Source organism: Streptomyces sp. NPDC054796, from assembly GCF_053611545.1.
Genome location: NZ_JBSHAO010000036.1, coordinates 1 through 24,091, shown reverse-complemented (window position 1 = coordinate 24,091; position 24,091 = coordinate 1). Strand labels below are relative to the sequence as shown.

The 24,091-nt window shown below is 73.1% G+C and carries 19 protein-coding genes and 1 pseudogene; 9 read left to right on the top strand and 11 right to left on the bottom strand.

Annotation, left to right across the window (positions count from 1 at the left end):
- From ACWGJ2_RS26460 to ACWGJ2_RS26430, 7 genes and pseudogenes are all read left to right on the top strand, one after another.
- Positions 1 to 460: pseudogene (locus tag ACWGJ2_RS26460) on the top strand (hypothetical protein); the annotation flags it as partial.
- A complete protein-coding gene (locus tag ACWGJ2_RS26455; protein WP_453348731.1) occupies positions 457 to 1,749 on the top strand; it encodes a hypothetical protein in 1,293 nt (430 codons plus the stop codon). The pseudogene ACWGJ2_RS26460 and the gene ACWGJ2_RS26455, both read left to right, overlap by 4 nt.
- A gap of 19 nt (positions 1,750 to 1,768) precedes the next feature.
- Entirely contained in the window at positions 1,769 to 2,332 is a 564-nt protein-coding gene (locus ACWGJ2_RS26450; protein WP_453348730.1) for a putative colanic acid biosynthesis acetyltransferase, read from the top strand.
- Complete coding sequence (locus tag ACWGJ2_RS26445; protein WP_453348729.1) at positions 2,329 to 3,789, top strand: glycosyltransferase; 1,461 nt, start codon at positions 2,329 to 2,331, stop codon at positions 3,787 to 3,789. Before ACWGJ2_RS26450 ends, ACWGJ2_RS26445 begins: the two co-directional genes overlap by 4 nt.
- A complete protein-coding gene (locus ACWGJ2_RS26440; protein WP_453348728.1) occupies positions 3,782 to 5,392 on the top strand; it encodes a hypothetical protein in 1,611 nt (536 codons plus the stop codon). The genes ACWGJ2_RS26445 and ACWGJ2_RS26440 overlap by 8 nt, the downstream gene beginning before the upstream one ends.
- A 50-nt stretch (positions 5,393 to 5,442) precedes the next feature.
- Positions 5,443 to 6,963 carry a fibronectin type III domain-containing protein gene (locus ACWGJ2_RS26435; protein WP_453348727.1) on the top strand — a complete coding sequence of 507 codons (1,521 nt, stop codon included), beginning with the start codon at positions 5,443 to 5,445 and terminating at the stop codon, positions 6,961 to 6,963.
- A 66-nt stretch (positions 6,964 to 7,029) separates the two neighbouring features.
- Entirely contained in the window at positions 7,030 to 8,325 is a 1,296-nt protein-coding gene (locus ACWGJ2_RS26430; RefSeq protein ID WP_453348726.1) for a glycosyl hydrolase family 28-related protein, read from the top strand.
- Between the two features lie 16 nt (positions 8,326 to 8,341).
- On the opposite strand, the gene ACWGJ2_RS26425 is transcribed toward ACWGJ2_RS26430, so the two are convergent.
- The 3 genes from ACWGJ2_RS26425 to gmd all read right to left on the bottom strand — a co-directional run bounded on the left by ACWGJ2_RS26425 (position 8,342) and on the right by gmd (position 11,616).
- A complete protein-coding gene (locus ACWGJ2_RS26425; protein WP_453348725.1) occupies positions 8,342 to 8,878 on the bottom strand; it encodes a hypothetical protein in 537 nt (178 codons plus the stop codon).
- Positions 8,875 to 10,440 carry a hypothetical protein gene (locus ACWGJ2_RS26420; RefSeq protein ID WP_453348724.1) on the bottom strand — a complete coding sequence of 522 codons (1,566 nt, stop codon included), beginning with the start codon at positions 10,438 to 10,440 and terminating at the stop codon, positions 8,875 to 8,877. Before ACWGJ2_RS26420 ends, ACWGJ2_RS26425 begins: the two co-directional genes overlap by 4 nt.
- 162 nt (positions 10,441 to 10,602) lie before the next feature.
- On the bottom strand, positions 10,603 to 11,616 hold the full coding sequence (gene gmd, locus ACWGJ2_RS26415) for a GDP-mannose 4,6-dehydratase (protein WP_453348723.1): 1,014 nt from the start codon (positions 11,614 to 11,616) through the stop codon (positions 10,603 to 10,605).
- 101 nt (positions 11,617 to 11,717) lie between these two features.
- Between gmd and ACWGJ2_RS26410 the strand changes: the two genes are divergently transcribed.
- Positions 11,718 to 12,716, top strand: a complete 999-nt coding sequence (locus ACWGJ2_RS26410; protein ID WP_453348789.1) for a GDP-L-fucose synthase family protein — start codon at positions 11,718 to 11,720, stop codon at positions 12,714 to 12,716.
- A gap of 134 nt (positions 12,717 to 12,850) precedes the next feature.
- Here the strand turns inward: ACWGJ2_RS26410 and ACWGJ2_RS26405 are convergent, their stop codons facing one another.
- Entirely contained in the window at positions 12,851 to 14,341 is a 1,491-nt protein-coding gene (locus ACWGJ2_RS26405; protein WP_453348722.1) for an exopolysaccharide biosynthesis polyprenyl glycosylphosphotransferase, read from the bottom strand.
- A gap of 427 nt (positions 14,342 to 14,768) precedes the next feature.
- The gene (map, locus tag ACWGJ2_RS26400; RefSeq protein ID WP_453348721.1) at positions 14,769 to 15,626 is read right to left on the bottom strand and encodes a type I methionyl aminopeptidase; all 858 of its coding nucleotides are present in this window, start codon (positions 15,624 to 15,626) and stop codon (positions 14,769 to 14,771) included.
- 52 nt (positions 15,627 to 15,678) lie between these two features.
- On the opposite strand from map, the gene ACWGJ2_RS26395 reads away from it, so the two are divergent.
- Entirely contained in the window at positions 15,679 to 15,918 is a 240-nt protein-coding gene (locus tag ACWGJ2_RS26395; RefSeq protein WP_453348720.1) for a hypothetical protein, read from the top strand.
- Between the two features lie 79 nt (positions 15,919 to 15,997).
- Here ACWGJ2_RS26395 and ACWGJ2_RS26390 read toward each other — a convergent pair whose 3' ends face one another.
- The 6 genes from ACWGJ2_RS26390 to ACWGJ2_RS26365 all read right to left on the bottom strand — a co-directional run bounded on the left by ACWGJ2_RS26390 (position 15,998) and on the right by ACWGJ2_RS26365 (position 23,612).
- The gene (locus tag ACWGJ2_RS26390; protein ID WP_453348719.1) at positions 15,998 to 17,968 is read right to left on the bottom strand and encodes a DUF2264 domain-containing protein; all 1,971 of its coding nucleotides are present in this window, start codon (positions 17,966 to 17,968) and stop codon (positions 15,998 to 16,000) included.
- Positions 17,965 to 19,008 (bottom strand): hydroxyacid dehydrogenase, encoded by a 1,044-nt coding sequence (locus ACWGJ2_RS26385; protein WP_453348718.1) that lies wholly within the window; start codon positions 19,006 to 19,008, stop codon positions 17,965 to 17,967. Before ACWGJ2_RS26385 ends, ACWGJ2_RS26390 begins: the two co-directional genes overlap by 4 nt.
- Before the next feature lie 59 nt (positions 19,009 to 19,067).
- Entirely contained in the window at positions 19,068 to 19,985 is a 918-nt protein-coding gene (locus ACWGJ2_RS26380; RefSeq protein ID WP_453348717.1) for a carbohydrate ABC transporter permease, read from the bottom strand.
- On the bottom strand, positions 19,982 to 20,995 hold the full coding sequence (locus ACWGJ2_RS26375; RefSeq protein ID WP_453348716.1) for a carbohydrate ABC transporter permease: 1,014 nt from the start codon (positions 20,993 to 20,995) through the stop codon (positions 19,982 to 19,984). The genes ACWGJ2_RS26380 and ACWGJ2_RS26375 overlap by 4 nt, the downstream gene beginning before the upstream one ends.
- A gap of 7 nt (positions 20,996 to 21,002) precedes the next feature.
- Positions 21,003 to 22,355, bottom strand: a complete 1,353-nt coding sequence (locus ACWGJ2_RS26370; RefSeq protein ID WP_453348715.1) for an ABC transporter substrate-binding protein — start codon at positions 22,353 to 22,355, stop codon at positions 21,003 to 21,005.
- A gap of 159 nt (positions 22,356 to 22,514) precedes the next feature.
- The gene (locus ACWGJ2_RS26365; protein ID WP_453348714.1) at positions 22,515 to 23,612 is read right to left on the bottom strand and encodes a substrate-binding domain-containing protein; all 1,098 of its coding nucleotides are present in this window, start codon (positions 23,610 to 23,612) and stop codon (positions 22,515 to 22,517) included.
- Between the last annotated feature and the right edge of the window lie 479 nt (positions 23,613 to 24,091).

The following is a 24,091-nucleotide window of genomic DNA, read 5'->3' as shown; positions in this document are numbered from 1 at the left end:
GTCCGGGGACGTGGCGGGTTCGGGGAGTGTGCGGGGTTCCGGTTCCGGTGATCCCGTCCGTCCGGGGGATGCCTCCCGTTCCGAGGATCCGTACGGTGCCGGGTCGGGTACGTCGAGCGGTGTGCGGTCCGGTGACGGGCACGGGCACCGCACCGGTGAGTCGGGCGGCGCGGGCGTCGGGGGAGGCCCGTACGGGACCGGCGCGGCGGAGCGTCTCTTCGGGCACGGACACGGCGACGCCGCTGGTGGCCCGGACGGACCGGAGAGGCCGGACCGTACCGGTGGCGGTGGGACGGGCGCGGCCTACGGCGCCGGGGGCGGGGCCGGCGCGGCGGAGCGCCCTTTCGGGCAGCGTGGCGGCGGCACGGACGGACAGGAGGGCCCGGACCGCCCCGGTGGCGAGAGCGGCGGGGGCGTCCGGGGCGTGGGCAGGTCCGGCGGCACCGCCCACCGCGCGTGAGCCGGACGCCCGCGCGGGGCGGGCTCCGTACGCGCGCGGCCGTCGTCTGCTCCGTCGCCGACCAGGGCGTCGCGGCGCTCACGAACATCCTCGTGCTCGTCGTCGCCGCACGGCTCTCCAGCGCACACGGCTTCGCCGTCTTCTCCCTCGTCTACATGACCGCCACCGTGCTGCTCGGCCTCGCGGGCGGCTACGTCGGCCAGGCGCTGGTACTGGAGCGCGGCGAGGCGGCGCGCGACGCCTGCCGCTCCGCCGTCGTCTTCACCGCCGTCGCCTCCAGCGCGCTCGGCTTCACCGGCGCCGCCGTGCTCGCGCTGCTGCCCGGTGACACGGCGCGAGGGCTTGCGGCGCTCGGCCTCGTGCTGCCCGTGGTACTCGGCCAGGACGGGCTGCGCTACTGCTTCTCCACACTGCGGCTGCCCCATCTCGCCCTGACCGGGGACGTGTTGCGGCTCGCCGTCGCCGTCCCCGCGCTCGCACTCCAGCCCGCCGACAGCGGCCCGGCCCGGCTCGTCCTCGTCTGGGGCCTCTCCGCGCTCCCCGCGCTGCTGGTCTCGGGCGCGCTGCTCGCGCCCCGGCTGCGGGGCGCGCGGTCGTCGGCGCGACGGCTGCTGCGACGCGACCACCTGGGGCGGCGCTTCGCCGTCGAGTTCGCCGTCGGCAACGGGGCCAGCCAGCTCGCCATCATCGGACTCGGGCTGGTGGCAAGCCAGTTGGCCGTGGGCGCGCTGCGCGGCGCCAGCACCCTCTTCGGCCCGATGAACGTGCTCTACAACTCGGCCACCGCCTTCGGCCCGCCCCTGCTGCGCCGGGCCACCGACGGCGCGGAAACCGGTGCGGGGCGCACGGTCCGTACGACCGCCGCGCTCGCCGCGCTGCTCGGCGCCACCGCCGCCGGGTGGGCGGTGCTGCTGCTCACGCTGCCCGACAGCGTGGGCCGTCAGCTCCTCGGCGACACCTGGGGGGCCGCCTCCGGCCTGCTGCCCGCAACGGGCAGCCAGTACGTGGGCATCGCGCTCGGCACCAGCGCCCTGCTCACCCTGCGCGTGCTGCGGCCCAGGGCCACGCTGCCCATCCAGGTGTCCTTCTCGCTCGCCTCGGTCGCCTTCCTCGTCGCCGGGTACGCCATCGGCGGCGTCCTCGGCGCCGCCTGGGGACTGTGCCTCGGCTCGGCGCTCAAGGCGGCGGCGCTCTGGCTGCGGGTGGGTTCGCTGGGGCGCGGGCGTGGGCGCGGGGCGGACGCGCACAAGGTCAGGGCCAGGGTCAGCGACAAAGGGGGACAGCCATGAGAGGCACGAGGGGGCGGCTATGAGCGGTACGGACGAGAGAGCCCGGGCCCGCGCGGACGGGAACGGGCGCACGTTGCGCGGCTTCACCGGGAAGGGCTACGACAAGGGCAGACCGCTGCCCGTACAGGCACTGTGGTTCGCCACGCTGCACCTGGCCTTCCGCACCTGGTGGTTCCCGGCCCGGCTGCGGCCTGCGCTGCTGCGCGCGTTCGGCGCGCGCGTCGGATCGCGCGTGCTGATACGGCACGGGGTGCGCGTCCAGTGGCCGTGGAAGCTGAGCGTCGGCGACGACGTGTGGATCGGCGAGGACGCCTGGCTGATCAACCTCGAAGACATCACGATCGGCTCCGACGTCTGCGTCTCGCAGGGCGCGGTCCTGTGCACGGGGAGCCACCAGCGGCGCTCGCCCACCTTCGAGTTCGACAACGGGCCCATCCGCCTCGAACCCGGTTCCTGGGTCGCCGCGCGCGCGATGGTGCTGCGCGGGGTCACCGTGGGCGCGGGCGCCGTCGTCGGCGCGGGCGCGGTCGCGCACCGCGACGTGGCACCCGACGACGTGCTCACCGCGGGAGCGCGCCGATGAGTGCGCCGATGAGGGTGGCGCACGTCGTCACGCTCGTCAGCGACGGCGGCGCCTACGGCGGCCCGGTCAGCGTGGCCACGGCACAGCTCGGCGAACTGTCGGCGCGCGGCCACGAGACGGTGCTGCTCGCACTCTGGCGGGGCGCGGGCGAGGCACCGTCCACATGGGACGGGGTACGGCTGCACGCACGACGCGCCCGCGCGCTGGTCCCCGGCACGGGGTTCCTCGGACTGCTGAACCCGCGCCTGCTGCGGGGCCTTTGGCGGTACGCGGGCGACGCGGACGTCGTCCACGTCCACGCGGGCCGCGACCTGGTGTCGCTGGCCGCGCTGGCGGTGACGGCGCTACGCGGCCGTCGCCCGGTGGTGCAGACGCACGGCATGGTCCAGCCGCGCGACGGCGCCGTGGCGCGGGTCTTCGACGCGCTGTACGTGCCGCTGCTGCGACGTGCCCGCGCGTGCCTCGTCCTCACGACGGAGGAGGCCGCGGCCCTCTCCCACATCCTCGGCCCCGAAGGACCCCCACTGGTCCCACTCCGGAACGGCATCCGCACGACGGCCCTCGCCGGACGGACGACGACTGGCGACACCGACCGCCCCGACCCCGGCCCCCCGACGCCCGGCCCGTCGGGCGTCACGCGCGGCGTGTCCCGGTCCGGGGGTTCCGCTCCGGGGAGTCCGGGCGTGGCCCCGGGGATGCCGTCCGAGGTCCCCGGCCCCGCGAGGCCGGAGTCCGCTTCGCTGAGGGCCGTTTCGGGGGTGCCGTTCGGGGCCCACGTCTCCGGGAGCGGTGCGTCCGAGGTCGCCGTGCCGGGGCGCGGGCCGTTTCCCGTGGACGAGGTAACCCCGGCGGCGTCCGTCGAGCCGGGCCCCGCGAGGGGAGCCGCGACGGAGCATGGCCCGGCGGTCACCCCCCAACGCACCCCGCGCGTGCTGTTCCTCGCGCGGATGCACCCCGTGAAGCGGCCCGAGGCGTTCGTCGAGGCCGCCGCGTGGGTTGTCGGGGCGGGAGTGGGCGCCGAGTTCGTGCTGAACGGGGCCGATGAGGGGGCCCTCGACGGCGTGACGGGGCTCATCGCGCGGCACGGGCTCCAGCGCAGCGTGCGTTACGAAGGCGCCGTCGCGCACGAGGAGGCGCTGCGTCGCATCGCGGAGGCCGCCGTCTATGTGCTGCCGAGCAGCAGCGAGGTGTTCCCCGTGAGCCTGCTGGAGGCGCTGGCCGCAGGGACGCCCACCGTGTGCACGGACGGCTGCGGCATCGCGGGCGAACTCGCCGCGCGCGGCGCCTCCGTCGTCACCGACGGCAGCCCGCGCGCGCTCGCCGACGCCGTGCTGCGGCTGCTCGCCAACGAGGACCACGCCCGCGCCGTCGCGGCGGCCGGGCTGCGCGCCGTGGACGAGCTGTACTCGATCGGCGCGGTCGCCGACCGCCTGGAGGAGCTGTACGCCGGTGCGTGACTCCACCCACGGCCCCGGGCCCCACTCGGGCTCTGAGCTGCACCCTGGCCCCGAGCTGCACCCTGGCCCCGAGCCGCACCCGGCCCCCGAGCCCGGCGAGGGCGCGCGGGTCAGCCTTGTCGCGGCGGGCTGTTGGGGGCTGCTGGCCATGGTCGTGCTGCCCGGCTTCGTGCTCTTCTCCGCCGACACCCGCACCGGACCCGCGCTGCTGCTCCAGTGCGTCGTCGTGCTGCACACGGGCGGCGCCCTCGCGTGGACGCTCGCCGGGGCCACCGCGCGGGTCATGGCCTTCGGGTTCTGGCTGTTCAGCTACATCTGGTTCGGGCTGGCCCCGCTCGCCATGCTGGCTACGGACAGCTATCCGCTGGCCTTCCGCACGGACGAGGGCACCGCCGTCACCGCCTGCGCGATCGTCGAGGCGGGGCTGCTCGCGTACACGGTGGGCGCGGTTTTCGCCGGTTACGGCGCGCGGCGCCCCGCCACCCTGCTGGGGCCCGTGCTGGCCCGGCGCGTCTCGCCCGCGCGGATGCTCCTGCTGTGCCTCTTCGCGCTGGCCGTCGCCGTCGTGCTGATCCCCGGGCAGGGCGGCCTCGGCGGGTTCTTCACCAGCAGGCAGGCGGTCAACGAGTCGGCCGCGGCCGGGGGCGAGGAGTCGGCGGGCAGGGCCGTCGCCACCTGGGCCCTGTCGGCGCCCGCGTTCTGGGCGCTGCTCGCGCTGCTCCATGTGCCGCGCGGCCCCGGGGGCGACCGGCTGGTGCGGGGGCTGCGGTGGGCGCTGCTGCCGGTGCTGCTCGCGCTCAACGTCGTCGTCAACAACCCCATCAGCCAGCCCCGTTTCTGGGCGGGCACCGTGCTGCTGACGCTGCTGTTCGCGGCCCCGGCGCTGCGCAGCGCGCGCGGCTTCCGTATCGCCACGGCGGCCATCCTGACGGCGGTCCTCGTCGTGTTCCCGTACGGCGACTACTTCCGCAACGACAAGCGCGAGCCCGTCCAAGTGGTGTCCCTGGCCGAGCAGTTCACCACCAACGGCGACTACGACGCCTACCAGCAGCTCCAGACGGGCGTCAGCGTGGCGCGGGACGAAGGGCTGGCGCCGCTGGGCGCGCTCGGTCCGCCGCTGTTCTTCGTGCCGCGCGCCGTCTGGGACGGCAAGCCGGAGGACACCGGCATCCGGCTGGCGCGGCACGCGGGCTACCGCTTCGACAACCTCTCGGCGCCGCTGTGGATCGAGTCCTACCTGTGGGGCGGCTTTCCCGCCGTCGTCCTCGTGTTCGGGCTCTACGGCGCACTGGGACGCCGCATCGACGACGTACGGCACCGCACCCGCCAACTGGGCGGCACGCTCGCCGTGCTGCTCGTGCCCGCGCTCGCCTTCTTCCAGCTCATCCTCCTGCGCGGCTCCCTCATGGCGAGCATGGGGCCGCTCGCGCTGCTGGTGCTCGTCGGGCTGTGCGTGAGCGGCAGGGGTGACTATCGTGAGCGCGGGGGGACCGGGGGGAGGTCTGCCGCGCCCGTACCGCTGGGATCGCGGGCCGTCGTGGGGACGGCGGCCCCGGAGCCGAGGGCGCGCGACCGTGTTTCGGGTTCCCCCGTACGCGAATGACGCGGCACGACATGATGCGCCGCGACGCGACACTTCGAGTGGGGGAACACATGCGAAGACGCACCATCACGGGCTGCCTGCTGGCAGCCCTCGCACTCCTCGGCACCGCACCGGCACTCGCGACGGCGCCCACGCGGCCCACGGGACCTGAGCCCCTGGCGGGCGAACCCACCCTCACCGCCGACCCGATGCCCACCTGGCAGACCGACGGCATCGTCTGGAGCATGGCCTACGCCAAGGGCGTCGTCTACGTGGGCGGGGTCTTCGGCAACGTCAGCCCGCCAGGATCCGCGCCCGGCGAGAACCGGACACCGCGCACCAACTTCGCGGCCTTCGACGCCGTCACCGGCGAACTGCTGCCCTGCGCACCCTCGTTCACCGGCGGCGCGGGCTCCGTGCGCGCGCTGGAGACATCGGCCGACGGCGAAGTGCTGTACGTGGGCGGCTCCTTCGGCACCGTCACCTCGGGGGACAGGGCGACGGGGGTCAGCAACGCCGTCGCGTTCGACACCGCCGACTGCTCCCTGCGCACGGACTTCCGGCCCGGCGTGGCCGCGACGGTACGGGCCATCGAGCCCTCCGGCGACACCGTCTACCTCGGCGGGGACTTCGGCGAGGTGGACGGCGAGACCAGGGACCGGATCGCCGCCGTCACCACGAGCGGCACGCTGCTGCCGTTCCGCGCGTCCATCGACGAGCCGGTGCGCGCCATCGAGGCGGCGCCCGAGTTCGGCAAGGTCCTCGTCGGCGGCGACTTCTTCACCGTCAACAGGCGCCGCTCGCACGCGCTGGTCTCGCTCGACCCGACGAGCGGCGGCACGCAGCAGAACTTCTCCTGGCTGGAGAGCAGTTCGGTCGTCAAGGACCTCGCGCGCGACGGGCAGAACTTCTACCTCGCGGCCGAGGGCACCGGCGGGTTCGACGGCCGGATCGCCGGGGTGCTGGCCACCGGGCAGCGCAAGTGGACGGACACCTGCCTGGGCGCGACACAGGCCGTCGTGCCGTACGAAGGGGTGCTCTACAGCGGCTCGCACGCCCACGACTGCGGCGGCACACCGGGCGGCTTCCCGGAGATCAACGCACGTCAGCACCTGCTGGGCCAGTCGCTCTCCGACCGCACGATCCTGCCCTGGTTCCCCGACACCAACGGCGGCATCGGCGAGAAGGTCGGGCCGCGCGTGCTGGTCATGGCGGGCGACATCCTGTGGGTGGGCGGCGAGTTCACCACCGTCAACGACAAGCCGCAGCAGGCGCTGACCCGCATGCCCGCATCGCCGGACACGGTGGCACCGCAGGTGCCCGCTTTCAGCGGGACGAGCCCCTCGTCGGGCCGCATCACGCTGAGCTGGAAGGCCGCCTGGGACCGCGACGACGGCACGCTCACCTACCGCGTCCACCGCGACGGTGCCTACTACACCTCGCTGACCCGCGACTCCCGGTTCTGGAACCGGCCTGACATGACGTGGACCGACACCGTCGAGCCCGGCTCGACACACCGCTACTCCCTGGAGGTCACCGACGGGGAGAACCTCTCGGGCCGCAACGGGCCCGTGTACGTCACGGCGCGCTAGCGCCACGAAGCACTGACGATGCACTGACGAAGCACTGAGGAACGCAGGGGAACAGGGGGAGCACACATGGCCGTCACCCGCAGGGCACTGCTCGTCTCGGGCACCGCGGCGGCAGCTGCGGCCCTGGGGATGGCGGCGTGCACCGCATCCGGCGACGGAGACGGGGGAGGGGAGGAGGGGGAGGCGGGCGCCGTGGTGGACGTCGTCGCCGACTTCGGCGCCAAGGGCGACGGCCGCACGGACGACACCGAGGCGTTCCGCCGCGCCTACCGGCACGCGGTCTCCCGCGTGTCGGGGGGCGTGGGCCGCACCGTCGTCGACGTGCCGCCCGGCGCCTATCTGCTCCGTGGGCCCGGCGCGCTGCTGGACGGGAACGAGCCGTCGCGCAAGGCGAACGGGCTGCGCTTCCGTGGCGCGGGCAAGCGCATCACCGAGCTCGTCTTCCAGCCCGAGAAGGGCGGGGAGGGCGCGGACGCGTTCCTGTGCCGCAACGACAACATGTGGGCGAACCTCGCCTTCGAGGGGATGACGTTCCGCTCGGCCACCCCCGGCGCCTCCTTCTTCCTCTCCTACTCGGAGGGGCAGGCGCAGGACTACCGGTTCAGCGCGTGCGAGTGGACGGGCGAGTGGACCTACGGGCTGGCGCTGGACGGCACCAACACCAACTCCGAGATGCGCTGGGACGCCTGCCGGGTCGGCGGCGCCTACCGCAAGGCGTTCCTCTACTCGGGGCTCTCGCGACGCAGCCGCGCCAAGGGCAGGCAGGACCAGCAGGACCAGTTCCTCAACTACTGGTTCACCGACATGAAGGTCGAGTACGAGTGGGGAAACTTCCTCGAATTCCCCTACGGCGGCTCCATCACCTGCCGGGGCGGCTCGTACATCGTCACAGGACGCCGCCCGGACGCCGCCTACGGCGGGGTCAGCGCCTTCTTCCGCTTCCCGCGCGCGGCGCACAAGGACTCGGTGCAGCGCTTCCACGCGCAGGACATCCGCTTCGAGATCCGCGACCCCCGGGTGCGGGTCATCGACTGCGACTGGGACGACGGCACCGTCCACTTCAGCGACTGCGACGACACGTCGAACGCCTTCAAGGACTTCTCCGCCGACGTGGCGGCGCACCGCTACCGCGTCGGCCCCCGAGGCCCCCTCGTCCGCTACAGCATGTGCCGCCTGGTGGGCCGCCACCGCTACGAGACGCACGGGGCACAGGGGCGGGACGCGGGCGCCCCGCCCCTGGCCCGTTACGACATGTGCGCCTTCCGCAGCCGCCCCCAGGAGGACTTCGCCGACGTACGCGACGGCGGTGGCGGTGGGGGACTGGAGACCCCGGTCCGCTTCGTGGACTGCGTGGGCCCCTGACTCCCCTGCCCCCGCCTCACTTGCCCGCGGCCTTCAGCACATCCTTGTGCTGCGGGCACAGATGGCCGATCGCGGCCTTGGCGCCGGGGATCTCCCCGTCGCGCAGGGCCTTGACCGCCGCCGCGCGGTCCGCCTCGACGGTGCGGGAGACGCGCTGGCAGGTCTCCCGTCCGCTGTCGAGGATGGCGGCGGGATCGACGCCCTTGGGCACCCTGTTCTCCAGGTAGTCCTTCTCCGTCCCGGTGAACGACCCCGTGGCCGGGGTGAGTTCGGAGCGTGGCACCTTCGGGCCCTTGGCGGCGTCCTGCGCACCGTTCGCCTTGTGCCCGCCGGAGGCGCCGTCCGAGGTGCCGTCCGCGCCCTTCCCCTTGTCCGGCGCCGAGGGCGAGGCCGTGGCCGTCGCGCCCGGAACCGTCGACGAGGTGCCACGGGCGCCCTGCCGGTGACCGTCACCGTCACCGCCACCGCCGCCCGTGTCCGACGCGGCGCAGCCCGCCGTCGCCAGCAGCACGGCCGCCGCGACGAGACCGGCCGGCGTGCTCAGATGCCTCATGGCGTCACCGTCACCGTGCTGGACAGCCCGCTGGCGTTGCCGGCCCCGTCGGTCGCCGTGATGCGGTACGTGTACGGCTGGCCGCGCGTCACCGAGGTGTCGGTGAACGTCAGCGTGGGGCGCCGCCACGGCATCGACTCGCCCTCCACGGTGCCGATGGGTGTGGCGCTGTTGTTGCGGTAGACGCGGTACGTCAGTTTGCTGTCGTCCAGGTCGATGCTGGAGCGCCATTTCAGTGTCACGTTGCCGCCGCTCGCCGACCCGGTGACCTGGTCGGGCACCCACGGCACCCCGGTGTCGGGTGAGCTGGCGAAGCGGGTGAGGCCCTGCTGTGCCTTGCCGTTGACGGTGGTGAAGGTCCCGCCCACCCACATGTAGTCGGTGGTGCCCACGGTGGACAGGGTCAGCGCTCGCGGCCCGATCGCCTCCACGAGCCCGTCGTTGGTGTCGGGCAGCCAGCCGAGCAGCTTGGTGTTGTTGACGGATTCGGCCAGCAGGTGCCGCCTGCGCCCGTCGGGGAACTCGCCCGTCGAGGAGCAGTCGTGTGCGTGCGAGCCGCTGTACAGCACCGACTTGTGGACGACGAGCGACTGGGTGGCGCCCAGACAGGTGTCGCGCCAGCGCTGGTTGAGGTCGCTGAGGTTGAGCGCGATGCGCCCGTCGAAGACACCGCCGCCCGTGCCCTCGTTGGCGGTGTAGAAGCCGGTCGCGTCGGAGGTGATGTCCTTGACCACCGAGTTGCGGTGGATGAAGCCGCCCGAGTAGCTCTTGACGAGCCCCCCGGAGCCGGAGTTGACGACGGCCAGCGCGTGCGAGGACGTGCCGCCCGCCACGGTGTCGAAGTCGCCCCCGATGGCCACCCGCTCCCCGCCCGGCAGCACCTCAACGGCCCGGCCGGGCTCGTCGGCGCGCGGGTTCCATGGCCTGAGCGTGGCGTCGGCGGTGCTCACGGCGGCGAAGCGGCCACGGGACACCCCGCCGATGTTGGTGAAGTCGCCGCCGAAGTAGACCGTGTCGTCGGTGACGTCGATGGTGTGCACGGGTGCCGGTACGGCGGGCCGGAAGCCGGTCTTCACCGAGCACGTGGCGATGTCGATGGCGGCGAGGCTGCTCACACCGACTCCGTTGACCGTGCCGAAGGAGCCGCCCACGTACAGCGTCCGCTCGTCGGGCGAGACGGTCAGCGCGCGCACGGTCGCCGTACCGCTGCCGATGGTGAAGCGCAGCTCGCAGTCGGTGGGGGCTCCGGTCGCCGCATTGAGCGCGACGAAGTTGAGCGCCTGCCGCTCGTTGCTGCCCGAGGGCGATCCCGGCGGTCTGACGGTGGAGAAGGTGCCGCCCGCGAAGACGACGCCGTCCGCCTCGGCCGTCGCCCACACGATGCCGTTGGTCTGCCACGTCGGCAGCTCGTCCGCCGTGATGGTCACGGGAGGCGTCAGGGCGTGCGCGTCCTCGCCGCCCGTGAGGACCTGTGCCCCCGTCCATGTGGTGACGGTCAGCGCGAGCGCGGCGCCGAGGATGCCCAGCCGGCCCGCGAGGCCGCCTGGCGTTCTTCTGTTCATGGGGTTCCCCCTGGTGGTGAGTGAGCTGATCGGGGGCGTTCCCGTCCCCTCCGCCGAGCGGACGGGCGAGTACGGGCCCCCGGCCGTATGTGAGGTGTGAGATATGGGGCGTGAGATGGGGACGTGGTGGCGTGGGGGTGGGGGCGCGCACACGCCCTCGTGTCAGCGGTCTATGCGGACCGTCGCTCCCGCCAGTTCGGCTTCCAGCGCGCTGATGTCGGCCTCGACCATGATCCGGGCGAGTTCGGCCCAGCGGACCCGTGGCTTCCAGCCGAGGGCCGCCTCCGCCTTGCCCGCGTCGCCGATGAGCGCGTCCACCTCGCTGGGCCGCTCGTACTTCGCGTCGAAGTGCACATGCTCCCGCCAGTTCATCCCGGCCGAAGCGAAGGCCACGTCCAGGAAGTCCCGCACGGTGGCGGCCTCCCCGGTGGCCACGACGTAGTCGTCCGGTACGTCGTGCTGGAGCATCCGCCACATCGCCTCGACGTACTCGGGCGCGTAGCCCCAGTCCCGTACCGCCTCCAGGTTGCCGAGATAGAGGCGGTCCTGGAGACCCGCGTGGATACGGGCGACCGCGCGGCTGATCTTCCGGGTCACGAAGGTCTCGCCGCGGCGCGGTGACTCGTGGTTGAAGAGGATGCCGTTGACGGCGAACAGGCCGTACGCCTCGCGGTAGTTGACCGTCGCCCAGTAGCCGAAGACCTTGGCGCAGCCGTAGGGGCTGCGCGGATGGAAGCGGGTGCGTTCGTTCTGCGGCGGCGGGGCCGCGCCGAACATCTCAGAGGAGGACGCCTGGTAGATGCGGGTGTCGATGCCGCTGGCCCGGATGGCCTCCAGGAGCCTCATGGTGCCCATGCCCGTCACGTCGCCCGTGTAGAGCGGGGAGTCGAAGGAGACCCGCACATGCGACTGGGCGCCCAGGTTGTAGACCTCGTCGGGCTGTAAGTCCCGGAGGAGGTTGACCATCGCCACACCGTCGCTGAGGTCGGCGTGGTGGAGGACCAGCGAGCGGCCGTCCTCGTGCGGGTCCTGGTAAAGGTGGTCCAGGCGGCCGGTGTTGAAGGACGAGGAGCGGCGGACGAGGCCGTGCACCGTGTATCCCTTGCTCAGCAGTAACTCCGTCAGATACGAGCCGTCCTGGCCCGTGATCCCCGTGATCAGTGCGCTCTTGCCCATGAGGTGGCCCCCTGCGAAGTAATGGTCCGTTCGTCGCGCGTGCGCGGTGACGCGCTGGCAGAATCCGTGCCATGACGGATATGACGCACATGACACCGAGGATGTCGGAGACGTCGGAGACGTCCGAGACCCCGACGGCGTCCGCCGCGCCCGGACTGCCGCCCCGGGCACGGATATTCGTGGCGGGACACCGCGGTCTGGTCGGTTCCGCGGTCTCCCGCCGCCTCACCGGCGACGGCCATGAGGTGCTCGCCCGCTCCAGCGGCGAACTGGACCTGCGCGACGCCGCCGCCACGGAGCGCTGGCTGCGTGACATGCGCCCCGACGCCGTGGTGCTCGCGGCGGCGAAGGTGGGCGGCATCATGGCCAACCAGACGCAGCCGGTGCCCTTCCTGGAGGACAACCTGCGGATCCAGCTCAGCGTGATCGCCGGGGCCCATGCCGCCGGCGTCCGGCGGCTCCTCTTCCTGGGCTCCTCCTGCATCTACCCCAAGCACGCCCCACAGCCGATCACCGAGGACGCGCTGCTGACGGGCCCCCTGGAGCCCACCAACGAGCCGTACGCGCTCGCCAAGATCGCCGGAATCACCCAGGTGCGCGCCTACCGCAGGCAGTACGGCGCCTCGTACATCTCCGCGATGCCGACCAACCTCTACGGCCCCGGCGACAACTTCGACCTGGCGACCTCCCATGTCCTCCCCGCCCTGATCCGCCGCTTCCACGAGGCGAAGCGGGACGGGCGCGAGGAGGTCGTGCTGTGGGGCAGCGGCACACCACGGCGCGAGTTCCTGCACGTCGACGATCTGGCGCGGGCATGCGTGCTGCTGCTGCGCGAGTACGACGACGACTCCCCGGTCAACGTCGGCAGCGGCGAGGACCTGACGATCCGCGCGCTCGCCGAGACGGTGCGGGACGTGGTCGGCTACGAGGGCCGGATCGCCTTCGACACCAGCAAGCCGGACGGCACCCCGCGCAAGCTGCTGGACGTGTCCCGGCTGACGAAGCTCGGCTTCACACCCCGCGTCCCCCTCGCCGACGGGATCCGGGACACCTACGCGTGGTGGCTGCGGCACGAGGCCGGTGACGCCGTGGCCCGCTAGGACGCCGTGCCCCGGCAGGGCGCGCGGGGCGGCGGGGCGGGCGGGGGTGCCCATCGCCCCCGGCGTCGGGGCGGACGTCGCGCCGGACACCGGGGCGGCCCTCGGGACGGAAGCGCCGCCCCGCCGCGACGGCATCAGTACGCACCCCTGCCGTCGACGACGGCGCGGAACGTGCGGGCGAGCAGATCGAGGTCGGTGGTCAGGGACCAGTTGTCCGCGTAGCGCAGGTCCAGCGCGATGCTCTCGTCCCAGGACAGGTCCGCACGCCCACCGACCTGCCAGGGACCTGTCAGCCCTGGACGCACATGCAGCCGCCGCAGCTCGGCCGGGCCGTAGGCCGCCACCTCCTCGGGCAGCGGAGGCCGCGGCCCCACCAGGGACATCTCCCCGCGCAGCACGTTCACCAACTGCGGCAGCTCGTCCAGCGAGGTGCGCCGCAGCAGCCGCCCGACACGGGTGACGCGCGGATCGGAGCGGATCTTGAACAGCGGACCGTCCTGCTCGTTGGCCTGCGCGAGCTGGGACCGCAGCCGGTCCGCGTCCGGCGCCATCGAGCGGAACTTCCACATCGTGAACGGCACCCCGAAGCGCCCCACCCGCGTCTGCCGGTACAGCGCGGGCCCCCGCGAGTCCAGCCGTACGGCCAGCGCGAGTACCGCCAGCAGCGGGGCCAGCAGCACCAGCCCCAGCGCCGCGCCCGTGCGGTCCAGTACCGTCTTCAGCGCCAGTTGCGGGCCCCGGCGCACCGGAGGCGCCACGTGCATCAGGTTCAGGCCCGCCGCCGTGGACAGCCGCAGCCGCGGCAGCGCCACCTCGGTCAGCCCGGAGGCGATCACCAGCGGCAGCCCCGCGTCCTGCGTGGCCCAGGCCAGCCGGCGCAGCCGCTCCCCGGTCAGCAGCGCACCCGGGACGACCAGCACCGTGTCGGCGTGGTGCAGCGCCGCTGCGGTCAGCACCGCGTCCCCGTCCGAGGTCTCCGTGCGGGGCGCCGCGTCCAGCCGTCCCGCGTGGGGGACGCCGCTGCGCGGCTCCGCCGCGCCGACGGGCACGGCGCCGATGACCACGTACGCGTGGTCCGTACGCGTCGAGAGCTGCTCCACGACGCGGTCGACGGGGCCCGCCTCGCCGACCACCAGGGCCCGCAGCACGGCGTGCGCCTCGCGGCGCTGGCCCGTCAGATGACGGTGTATCAGCGCGCGGCTGACGGCGGTCAGCAGGGGTGCGGGGGCGAGTGCCAGCAGCGCGTACGCCGGGGCCGAGTCCTCTCCGGTCAGGACGCGCAGCAGCGCCAGTACGCCCACCAGGGTCAGCCATGCCTGCATCGTGGCCAGCAGGCCGCGCGACTCACCCAGCGAGCGCGCGCTGTAGTGCCCGTGCGCCGCCAGCACGCATAACCAGGCCAGTGCGGCGGCCGTCGCGGCGGGGAAGGGGCGGGACTGCTGGGCCGCGCTGAACACGAGCAGGACGGGCAGGAAGGAGCCGGTGACATCGGTGACGAGGGCGGCCGGTACGTACCACCGGGCCTTGTCCCTGCCCCCGCTGTACCGTCCCGGTCTGAAGGACGGAAGATCTGGCCCGCCGACGGAATCGTCCGCACCGGACACAGAGACAGGAACGCGCCGCATGAACCCCCCCAGGTACGCGGAACACAATGCAGCGCACAGCCAACTCCCCCTGCATGTGGTGCGCTGACGTTCCAGAGACCTTAAGACATGCGTACCGTCCGTGCCGCCGTGCGTTCATATTTTCTGCCGAAGTCGGGTCGGCGTTTACGGGGGTTGTATGTCAGGGCGCGTATATTCCGGGGGATTCCCGCAGACGGCGCCCCAGAGAGGGTCCCGCATGAGCTGTCCGGGGTGCCGATGGCGTCGCGGCGGAGACGGCGCCGGGTCCGGTACGGGACCGGGCGGCAGCCGTGCCGCACCCGGTGGCCAGCGACAAGACGGCCGCCGGGCGCTTCGCGCCGCTCAGGGGAAGTTTGGCCGGAACCGTGCGGAATTCGAGAGCCGGGGGAGGAAACTGCCCGGCTGGCCCGGGGGCCCGGCCGGGGGCTCAGGGAAGGGTGAGGATTTCCGCGCCGGAATCCGTCACCAGCAGGGTGTGCTCGAACTGAGCGGTCCGCTTCCGGTCCTTGGTGACGACGGTCCAGCCGTCCTCCCACATGTCCCACTCGTAGGTACCGAGGGTCAGCATCGGCTCGATCGTGAACGTCATCCCCGGCTTGATCACGGTCGTGGCGCGCGAGTCGTCGTAGTGCGGCACGATCAGGCCGGAGTGGAAGGACGTGTTGATGCCGTGCCCGGTGAAGTCGCGCACGACGCCGTAGCCGAAACGCTTGGCGTAGGACTCGATGACCCGGCCGATGATGTTGATCTGGCGGCCCGGCTTGACGGCCTTGATGGCCCGGTTCAGCGACTCCCTGGTCCGCTCGACCAGCAGCCGCGACTCCTCGTCCACGTCGCCGCACAGATAGGTGGCGTTGTTGTCACCGTGCACACCGCCGATGAACGCGGTCACGTCCAGGTTCACGATGTCGCCGTCGCGCAGCACGGTGGAGTCCGGGATGCCGTGACAGATGACCTCGTTGACGGAGGTGCACAGCGACTTCGGGAAGCCGCGGTAGCCGAGGGTGGAGGGGTAGGCGCCGTGGTCGCACATGTACGCGTGCGCGACCTCGTCCAGCTTGTCGGTGGTGACACCGGGCGCGATGTGCTTCCCGGCCTCCTCCAGGGCCCGCGCGGCGATCTGCCCCGCGATCCGCATCTTCTCGATGGTCTCGGCGTCCTGCACCTCGGGCCCGGTGTACGGGGTGGGCGCTTCCTTGCCGACGTACTCGGGGCGGGGGATCGCGGCGGGGACGGCGCGCTGGGGGGAGAGCGTGCCGGGGACGAGAAGAGACTGGCCAGACATGTGCGCGAGTCTAACTGTGGTACGGAAACCGGCCCTGGGGGAGCATGGGTCCATGGCTCTCTTCAAGCGCAAGACGGTCGCCAAACCCGGCGAGTGGTACTACTGCCTGGAACACGGCACGGTCGAGGAGGGGCCGGAGTGTCCCGGGAAGGACCGGTTCGGTCCTTACGGGTCGCGCGAGGAGGCGGCCCGCGCGATGGAGACGGCGCGGAACCGGAACCTCGCCTGGGAGACCGACCCCCGCTGGCACGACGCGGACCCCGCACGGGGCGACGGCGACGACCGGGACTGACCCGGTGCGGGGCTGCGGGGCCCGCGCGCGTCGTGCGCCGCGACGGGCCCCGCCCCCCCCCACGCGCGCCCCCGCCCCCTCAGTCGCCCACCGTCACGGACAGGGGCGAGAAGGAGATGCGGACGGGCAGGTCCGACGGCCAGGTGAGGTGGACGTGCGTCGCGTCGGCGGAGAGGACGCGCGGGTCCGGGCACGTGGCCTCCGCACCGAGTGTCGCGACGGCGACGAAGAGCCCGGAGCCCGACACCTCCCCCGAGAGCACGGGCACGGTCACCCAGCGTGAGAACGCCGTCCCCTGCGGTGCCCTCTCCCAGCGCGGTTCCTCCATGGGCGGCGCCCACCCGTACAGCCCCCGCAGCGTGCCGCCCGCCCCCGTCGGCCACCCCGAGAGGCGCACGCGCGTGCCCTCGGGCGCCCCGACGACCCGGTGTACCCGCACCTCGCAGGCGCCCCGCGCGAATGTCAGGCTCTCCACGCGCAGCCCCGGCACCATCGGCACGCCGGTTCCGGAACCGGAACGTATGGGGAAGACGGGCAGGTGCCAGGACGCTGCCCAGCCCCAGGTGCCGTCCGGGTCGCTCCACGCGCCGAGCGGGCGCACCCGACGCCGCACGCTGTAGGGGTCGCCCGGCGGGGCGAGCGCGAAGTGGTTGTCGGCGACGTTGCCGGGCGCCGTCGGCCCCGTGACTGTCGAATAGGCGAACCGCGCGTACAGCGGGTCCTCGGCATCCGCCGTCTCGCCCTCGTGGGGGCGCACATGGTCGGTGCCGTGGTTGTGGAGCCGTACCAGCCCGTCGCGGCCCGTCGAGTGGATCAGCAGTCCGGGCGAGGGCAGCGCCAGCACCCTGTCCGGGCCCTCGCTGGGCGCCGGTTCCTCGCGGGCCGTCCACAGCGGGTGGTCCTCGGGCGCGAGGAGCGCGACGAACGCCTTGGACGCCCAGTACGGGGAGGCGGGCCCCGAGTAGGACTGCAACGTCGCCGTGTGCTCGCCGTGCCAGCCGAGGGAGAGCAGCCCGTCCTCGTTCAGCGCGCCCCGGTCCAGGAAGTAGCGCACGGCGCCGCTCAGCAGGCGGCGGGAGACGCCCGGCGCGAGCGGGGTGTGCCCGGTGAGCGCGCCGAGGCCGACGGCCGCGCCCGCCGCGAAGCGGTATGTCAGCGAGCGCCCGAAGTGGAGGGGCGCGCCGTCGCCGCCGAAGAGCAGCCCGAAGCTCGACAGATGCTCGCTCAGCCGGGGCCCGTAGCGCGCGAGGAGCGTCTCGTCGGCGCCGAGGTGGGCGTGCAGCATGGGGTACAGGTGCAGGGCCCAGCCGTTGTAGTGGTCGAAGGCACGCCCGTCGCCGTCCGCGTACCAGCCCTCGCCCCGGTACCAGCTCTCCAGCAGCTCCAGGCCGCGCTCCACGGCGCGTGCCGTCTCGCGGTCGCCGCGTCCGGCGGACTCCAGGAAGGAGGCGACGGTGAGCGGGAAGAGGTACCAGTTGTTGGGCGCGGGGGTGTGCCGCAGCGCGCCCCGCAGCCACTCCTCGGCCCGCTCCCGCACGCCCTCGTCCAGTTGGTCCCACAGCCATGGCCTGGTCAGCCGCAGACCGAGCGCGACGGAGGCGGACTCCACCATGGGCTGGCCCTGCACCGTGAGGTCGAGGATCAGCGGCCAGGACTCGCCGCCGTCCTTGCCGCCGTCCTCGCCGCCGCCCGCGCGGCTGCCACGGGCCGGCGCGCGGGTGCCGGCGGCGAGGCCGTCCGCGTAGCGCTCCAGCCAGTTGTGCGGGTCCTTGCCGTCCGCGCCCGCGACGCGGAACGCGGCGGCGAGGAACGTGCGCGCGTAGCCTTCGAGGCCGTCCGAGCGTACCCCGGAGGCCGAGGGCGGCCCCGGCAGGTCGAGCAGCGCGCCGTGCGGGGTCGCCCAGCGCCAGGCGGCGTGCAGCAGCCCGTCGGCCGTGGCCTCCCAGTGGGCGCGGGTCCAGCCGGTGTACGGGCTCAGCTCGCGGTCCTCGGGCGGCAGCTCCAGGCGGGGGCCTATGGGGGAGGGGGCGCGGGAGGGGGGAGTGCTCATGCGAGGAAGGCCAGCCTTTCGTGTCGTACGGGATGGGCGAAGCCCTCGCCCGAGGCCCACCGCGCCACCTCGCTGACCGTGAGGTCGGCGAGCCGTCGCAGCTCGTTGCCCTGGGAACCGGCGAGGTGCGGGGTGAGCAGCACGTTCTCGCACTCCCACAGGGGGTGCCCTGGCGGCAGCACCTCGGGCTCGGTGACGTCGAGCACCGCCCTGACGCGGCCCGCCAGCACCGCGTCCGTCAGCGCGTCCTGGTCGACGACGGCGCCGCGCGCGGTGTTGACGAGCGTCGCGTCGGGCCGCATCAGCGCGAGCAGTTCGCGGCTGACGAGGCCGCGGGTGCTGGGCAGCAGCGGGGTGTGCACGCTGACGACGTCGCTCGCCGCGAACAGCTCGGGCAGCCCGACGGCCCGTACGCCCAGGGCCGCGGCCTCCTCCGCTTCGACGTACGGGTCGTAGAGCAGCACCTCCAGATCGTGCGGGCGCAGCAGCTCGATGACGCGGCGGCCGATGAGGGAGGCGCTGAGGATGCCCACGGTGCGGCGGTAGTTGCCCACCTCGGGGCCGCGGGCCAGCCACTCGGCGCGGGCGCGTGAGGCGCGGTAGCCGCGGGCGCTCTCCAGGACGCGCTTGTTGGCGAGCAGGATCATCGCGAGCGTGTACTCGGCGACGGGCAGCGCGTTGGCCGCTGCGGCCGAGGAGACCTCGATGCCGCGCTTCCAGCAGGCGTCGGTGACGTGGTGGCGGACCGTGCCCGCGGTGTGCGCGACGGCGCGCAGCCTGGGCGCGGCGGCGAGCGCCGCCGCGTCGAGCGGGGGGCAGCCCCAGCCGGTGACCAGCAGTTCCACTCCGGCGAGGACATCGTGGGCGCGGTCGGTGGTGAAGTCGTCGAGCAGGGGGAGGGGCGCCGGGGTGGTGTGCTCGGCCAGCGCGGTCAGCACGTCGGGCGTGAGCACGGCCCCGGCCGCCTCGGGGCTCATGGCGAGCGCTGCGCGGGGGCGGGTGTGCGGGTGAGAGTGGGGGCGGGGGTGGGCTGTCGTCATGGCACTCCTGGGCGGGGTGGACGGTGGTGCGGTGGTGCGGGGCGGCCGTGCGGGGGCGCCTACTTGACGCTGCCCGCCGTGAGCCCCGAGCGCCAGTAGCGCTGGAGCAGCACGAAGGCCGCGATGAGGGGGACGATGGCGAGCAGGGACCCGGTGACCACGACGGGGTAGTAGTCGGGCGTGACGGTGGCGGAGCTGTTCCAGGTGTAGAGGCCGAGGCTGACCGGATACAGATTCTGGTCGGACAGCATCACCATGGGCAGGAAGAAGTTGTTCCAGATGGCGGTGAGCTGGAAGAGGAAGACGGTGACGAGACCGGGCCCGAGCATCCGCAGCGACACCCGCAGATATGTCTGAAGCTCCCCTGCCCCGTCCATCCTGCTGGCCTCCAGCACCTCGTCGGGAACGTAGCCCTGGCTGAAGATCCGTCCGAGGTAGACGCCGAAGGGGTTGAACAGGACGGGCACGAAGACCGCCCAGAAAGTGTTCACCACACCGGCCTGTGACGCCATCAGATAGAGCGGCAGCGCCAGCACGGTGGGCGGCACCATCACCGCGGCCAGGACGAGGCCGAACAGCTTTTCCTTGTGCCGGAAGTGGTACTTGTCGAAGGCGTAGCCGCAGGCCACGCTCACCAGCGCGCCGATCAGCGCCCCGAGCACCGCGTACAGCAGGCTGTTGACGTACCAGCGCCCGTAGATCCCGCCGTCCATCGCGAAGAGGCCGGAGATGTTGCGCGGCAGGGAGAAGTCGCCGAGCGAGAGCAGGTCGCTGCGGAAGAGGGCGTCCGTGTTCTTGGCCGAGGCGAGCACGAGCCAGGCGAGCGGCAGCAGGGTGTAGAGCGAGAAGAGGGCGACGACCGCGTTGACCGCGCCCCGGCCCAGCAGGCCCGGACGCAGGGCGGCGGCGGTGCCTTGCGCGGACGTGGAGCGGCGGGTGCGGGTGCGGGACGACGGGGTACGGGTGCCGGTGCTCATCGGGCGTTCTCCTCGGGGGCGTTGGCGCGGTTGGTCCAGCGGGCCACCCCGTAGGAGAGGGCGACGGTCACGAGGAGGAGCACCACGGAGGCCGCCGCGGCCAGCCCGTAGTTGTTGCGGGTGAAGGCCGCGTCGAAGATGTACATGTTCGGCGTGAAGCGGGTGCCGACGACGGGCGTGGCCTGGCTCAGCAGCATCGGCTCGGTGAAGAGCTGGAGCGCGCCGATGAGCGTGAACATCGCCACCATCACCATCGAGGCGCGGATCAGCGGAACCTTCACCTGGAGTGCGGTGCGGACCGGGCCGGCGCCGTCCACGACGGCCGCCTCGACGACCTCGCGGGGCACGGCCTGGAGCGCGGCGTAGAAGATCACCATGTTGTAGCCGAGGTTGCTCCACACCGCGATGTTGACGATCGACGGCAGCACGGTGTGCACACCCAGGAAGTCGACGGTGATGTCGGCCTTGCCGAGCAGGTCGATGACCGGGGACAGGCCCGGCGTGTAGAGGTAGAGCCAGATCAGCGCGGCGATGATGCCGGGCACGGCGTGCGGCAGGAACAGACCGAGCTGCGCGCTGCGCCGCAGCCGTACGACACCCGAGTCCAGCAGCAGCGCGAGCAGCAGCGCGGCCACCACGAGCAGCGGGATGTAGAAGACGCAGTAGAGCGCGGTGACGCCCATCCCGGCGAGGAAGGTGGGGTCGGACAGCACGGCCTCGTAGCTGCGCAGCCCGACGAAGACGGTGCGTTCGGGGCCGAAGCCGAGGCCGGGCTGGTCGTCGCTGAAGAAGCTCAGCCAGACGGCTCCGGTCACCGGGATCAGGAAGACCGTCACCAGCAGCGCGAAGAAGGGGGTCATCAGCACGCCCGCCGCGCCCAGTTCACGGCGTCGCGCCGTCCTGCGGGTCCCGGCGCGGACGCCGCCGGCGCGGGGTGCGTCCTTCGCCGCGCGGCCGGAGGCGGAGGCGGATGCGGAGGGGGTGGGCGTGGAGGGGGTGGTCGCGGTCATCGGCGGGTCACCGCTCCCTGGTCCGCAGCCCGAGGGCCTTGAGGTCCGGCATGGTCGCGCGCTGCGCCTCGCGCACGGCGTCGATGAGGGTGCCGTCGCCGCCCGAACCGCGGGCGAAGCCGTCCTGCATGGTCTTGATCGTCGCGGTCATCCGCGGGCCCCACGCCCACTGCCGGGAGATGGCACGGGCCTCGCGGTCGAAGAGGCGGTAGATGTCCTGGCCGCCGTAGTAGCTGGTGTCCATCGCCGCACGGGCCACCGGCACGAGTCCCGGCGCCGCCGGGTACTGGCTGCTGATGCCGCTGGAGAACCGGGCCTTGAGTGCCTCCGGGCTGGAGACCTGCCACTCGATGAACTCCATGGCCTCCTCCGGATGCGCGCTGTCCTTGGTCACCGCGAATGTGGACCCGCCGTGCGTGCCGAGCCGGGGCCGGTCCTGGTCCCACTGGGGGAGCGGGGCGATGGCCCACTTGCCCTTCTGGCCCGGGTGCGCGGAGATCTGCGCCCCCGCGTCCCAGGCGCCGCTGAGCTTGCCGAGAACCTGGCCGTTGCCGATCTGGGCGATGCCCTGCTGGCTGGTGATCGGGTTGTGGTGGACGAGGTCACGGTCCAGCAGGTCCTGCCAGTACGCGGCGACCTTGCGGGTGGGCCCGTCGGCCATCGAGACGCTCCACGCCCCGCCCTCCGTGCTGAACCACCGGGCGCCCGCCTGCCAGGCGAACGAGGCGAACTGCGGGCCGTCGTCCGTCGGCAGATTGACGATCCGTGAGCCCGGGCGCTCGCGCTTGACCTCGCGGGCCGCGTCGGCGAACTCGTCCCAGGTGCGGGGGACGTCGATGCCGTACTCGTCGAAGAGGTCCTTGCGGTAGAGGAAGACCGTCGGCTCCACGTCCAGCGGCACGCTGAAGGTGCGGCCCTCGAAGGTGGTGAGGGCGAGCGCCTGGGGGAGCAGCTTCTCGCGCAGCCCTTCGCTCATGAGGCCGGTGAGGTCGCGGGAGACGCCGTCTATGGCGAAGCCGGGTACCTCGGGGTACTCGATGGTGGCGACGTCGGGCGCGTTGCCCGCGCGCGCTGCGTTGCTGAGCTTGGCGTAGCCGCCGCGGTTGCCGCCCGGCACCTGCTGGAAGTCGACGTGGATGTCGTCGTGCGTCCTGTTGTAGGCGTCCACCACCTCCTGGCTGCCGCGCAGCGCGGACCAGAACGTGATGTGCACGGGACCTTCGTCGCGCGCGGTGTCCCCACCGCCGCCCGTACAGGCGGCGGCGAGCGCCAGTGACAGCGCGGCCAGGGCTGCGGGCAGGGACTGACGGAGTCGACGACGCACGGTGGCCTCCCGCGGCTCTGGGGGATTCACCGGCATCCTGTTCGCTCAGTCAAAAAGCGTCAATGGATCGCTCAGAAGAAATTAAATCGCTCAAACGCTCATCTCTGGGCGAGAGTTGTCCCGTTGGCGCGGGCGCCGGGTGCGACAAGGGCCCGTACGGACGCGTCCGTACGGGGAGGTCCGCTGACGGGACCGTCAGGCCGGGCGCGGCGGCGCCGCCGTGGAGCCGCGCACCTTCAGCTCCGGCAGCAGCTCGACGCTGCGTACCGCCTCAGGGCGCGCGCCCTCCGGCAGCGCCAGCCGCCGCAGCAGCAGCTCGGCCGCGCCCCGCCCGATCTCCTCCTTGGGCGGCGAGACCGCGGTGAGCGGGGTGCTGCCCAGGGCCGCGACCACATCGTCGTACGCCACGACCGAGCAGTCCTCCGGCACCCGCACACCCTCGTCGCGCAACTGCTGCACGAGCATCAGCGCGTCCACGTCACCGTGCAGCACGGCGGCGGTCGCGCCGTGCGCGCGCAGCACGGCGGCCAGCTCGACGGGCGCCTCCCCGTGCGCCTCGGGATCCGCGACGGCCGTCGGTGAACTCAGCACGACCGCCGACTCCTCCACCTCGGGGCGCTCCTCCGCGATCTGCGCGAACGCGGCCCGTACGGTGCGGGCCGTCGGGCTGTCGTCGCGTGCCGCCAGCACGATGCGGCGGTGGCCGAGGCGGACGAGGTGGTCAACGGCGAGGTGCGTGCCGTACCAGTGGTCGGAGCGCACCGAGTCCATCGCGTGCAGCGGGCTGCCGGGGGCGGGGCGGCGCTCCATGAGGACGGCCGGCACGGGCAGCGCGGCCAGCCAGCCGTAGTCCACGCGCTCGGCGTCCGCGCTGCGCCAGCGCGGCGCGACGATCAGGCCGCGGGCGCCGCGCTCCAGTGCCTGCTGGGTCATGGCCCGTTCGGAGCCCGAGGTGTGGGCCGCGATGTGCAGGGCGATGCGGAGACCTGCGGTTTCGAGCACGGAGCGGGCGCCGTGTACGGCCTCGAAGAGGTACGAGTGCCGTTCCGGGACCACGAGGCCGACGGTTTCGCCGCTGGGCGGGGCGCTGTGCTCGGCCTCGGGCGGGGTCACGGAGCGGGCGACGCCGTGGCCGCGCCGGACCTGGCCGCTTCTGGCCAGTTCCTCGACGTCGCGGCGGACCGTGACGACGGAGACGTCCAGTTCCGTGGCGAGATCGGTCACCCTCGCCGAGCCGCGGGCCCGTACGGCGTCCAGAATCCGCTGCCGCCTGCGTTCGACCGGCTCCCTCATGTGGTCTCCCGTTCCCCGGCTTCCCCGGCGCGCGATGTTCGTTTGAGCATATCGATCGCCTTCGGGGGTGGGCGGGGCCCCGCCTGTTCGCCGGGGGTGTAGCGGGTTCCCTTCGCGGGGTGCGGAAGGAGACGGGGGGTTGCCGGTTCGTCGGGGGTGTTGCGCGGGACGGGTCCCCTTCGCGGGGTGCGGAAGGAAACGGGGGGTTGCCGGTTCGTCGGGGGTGTTGCGCGGGACGGTTTGCCGGTGTGGTGGGTGCCGTAGGGTCCCGCGCTGATTTTTGCGCCGTGGCACGGGGGCGGTGCGTGTGGCTGGGCGCCGTGTTCGGCTGCCTGGCCGGTGGCTTCGGCGCGGCGTGTGGTTGCGGTGCGTTGCGGCTGGCGCCGCGTGGTTCTTGGCTTGTGCCGGTGGCCGTGTGGGGTTGCTGTGTGGTGGGGGTCGGCGCCGCGGTGGGGTGTCTCCTCGGCGTGAAGGTCTCG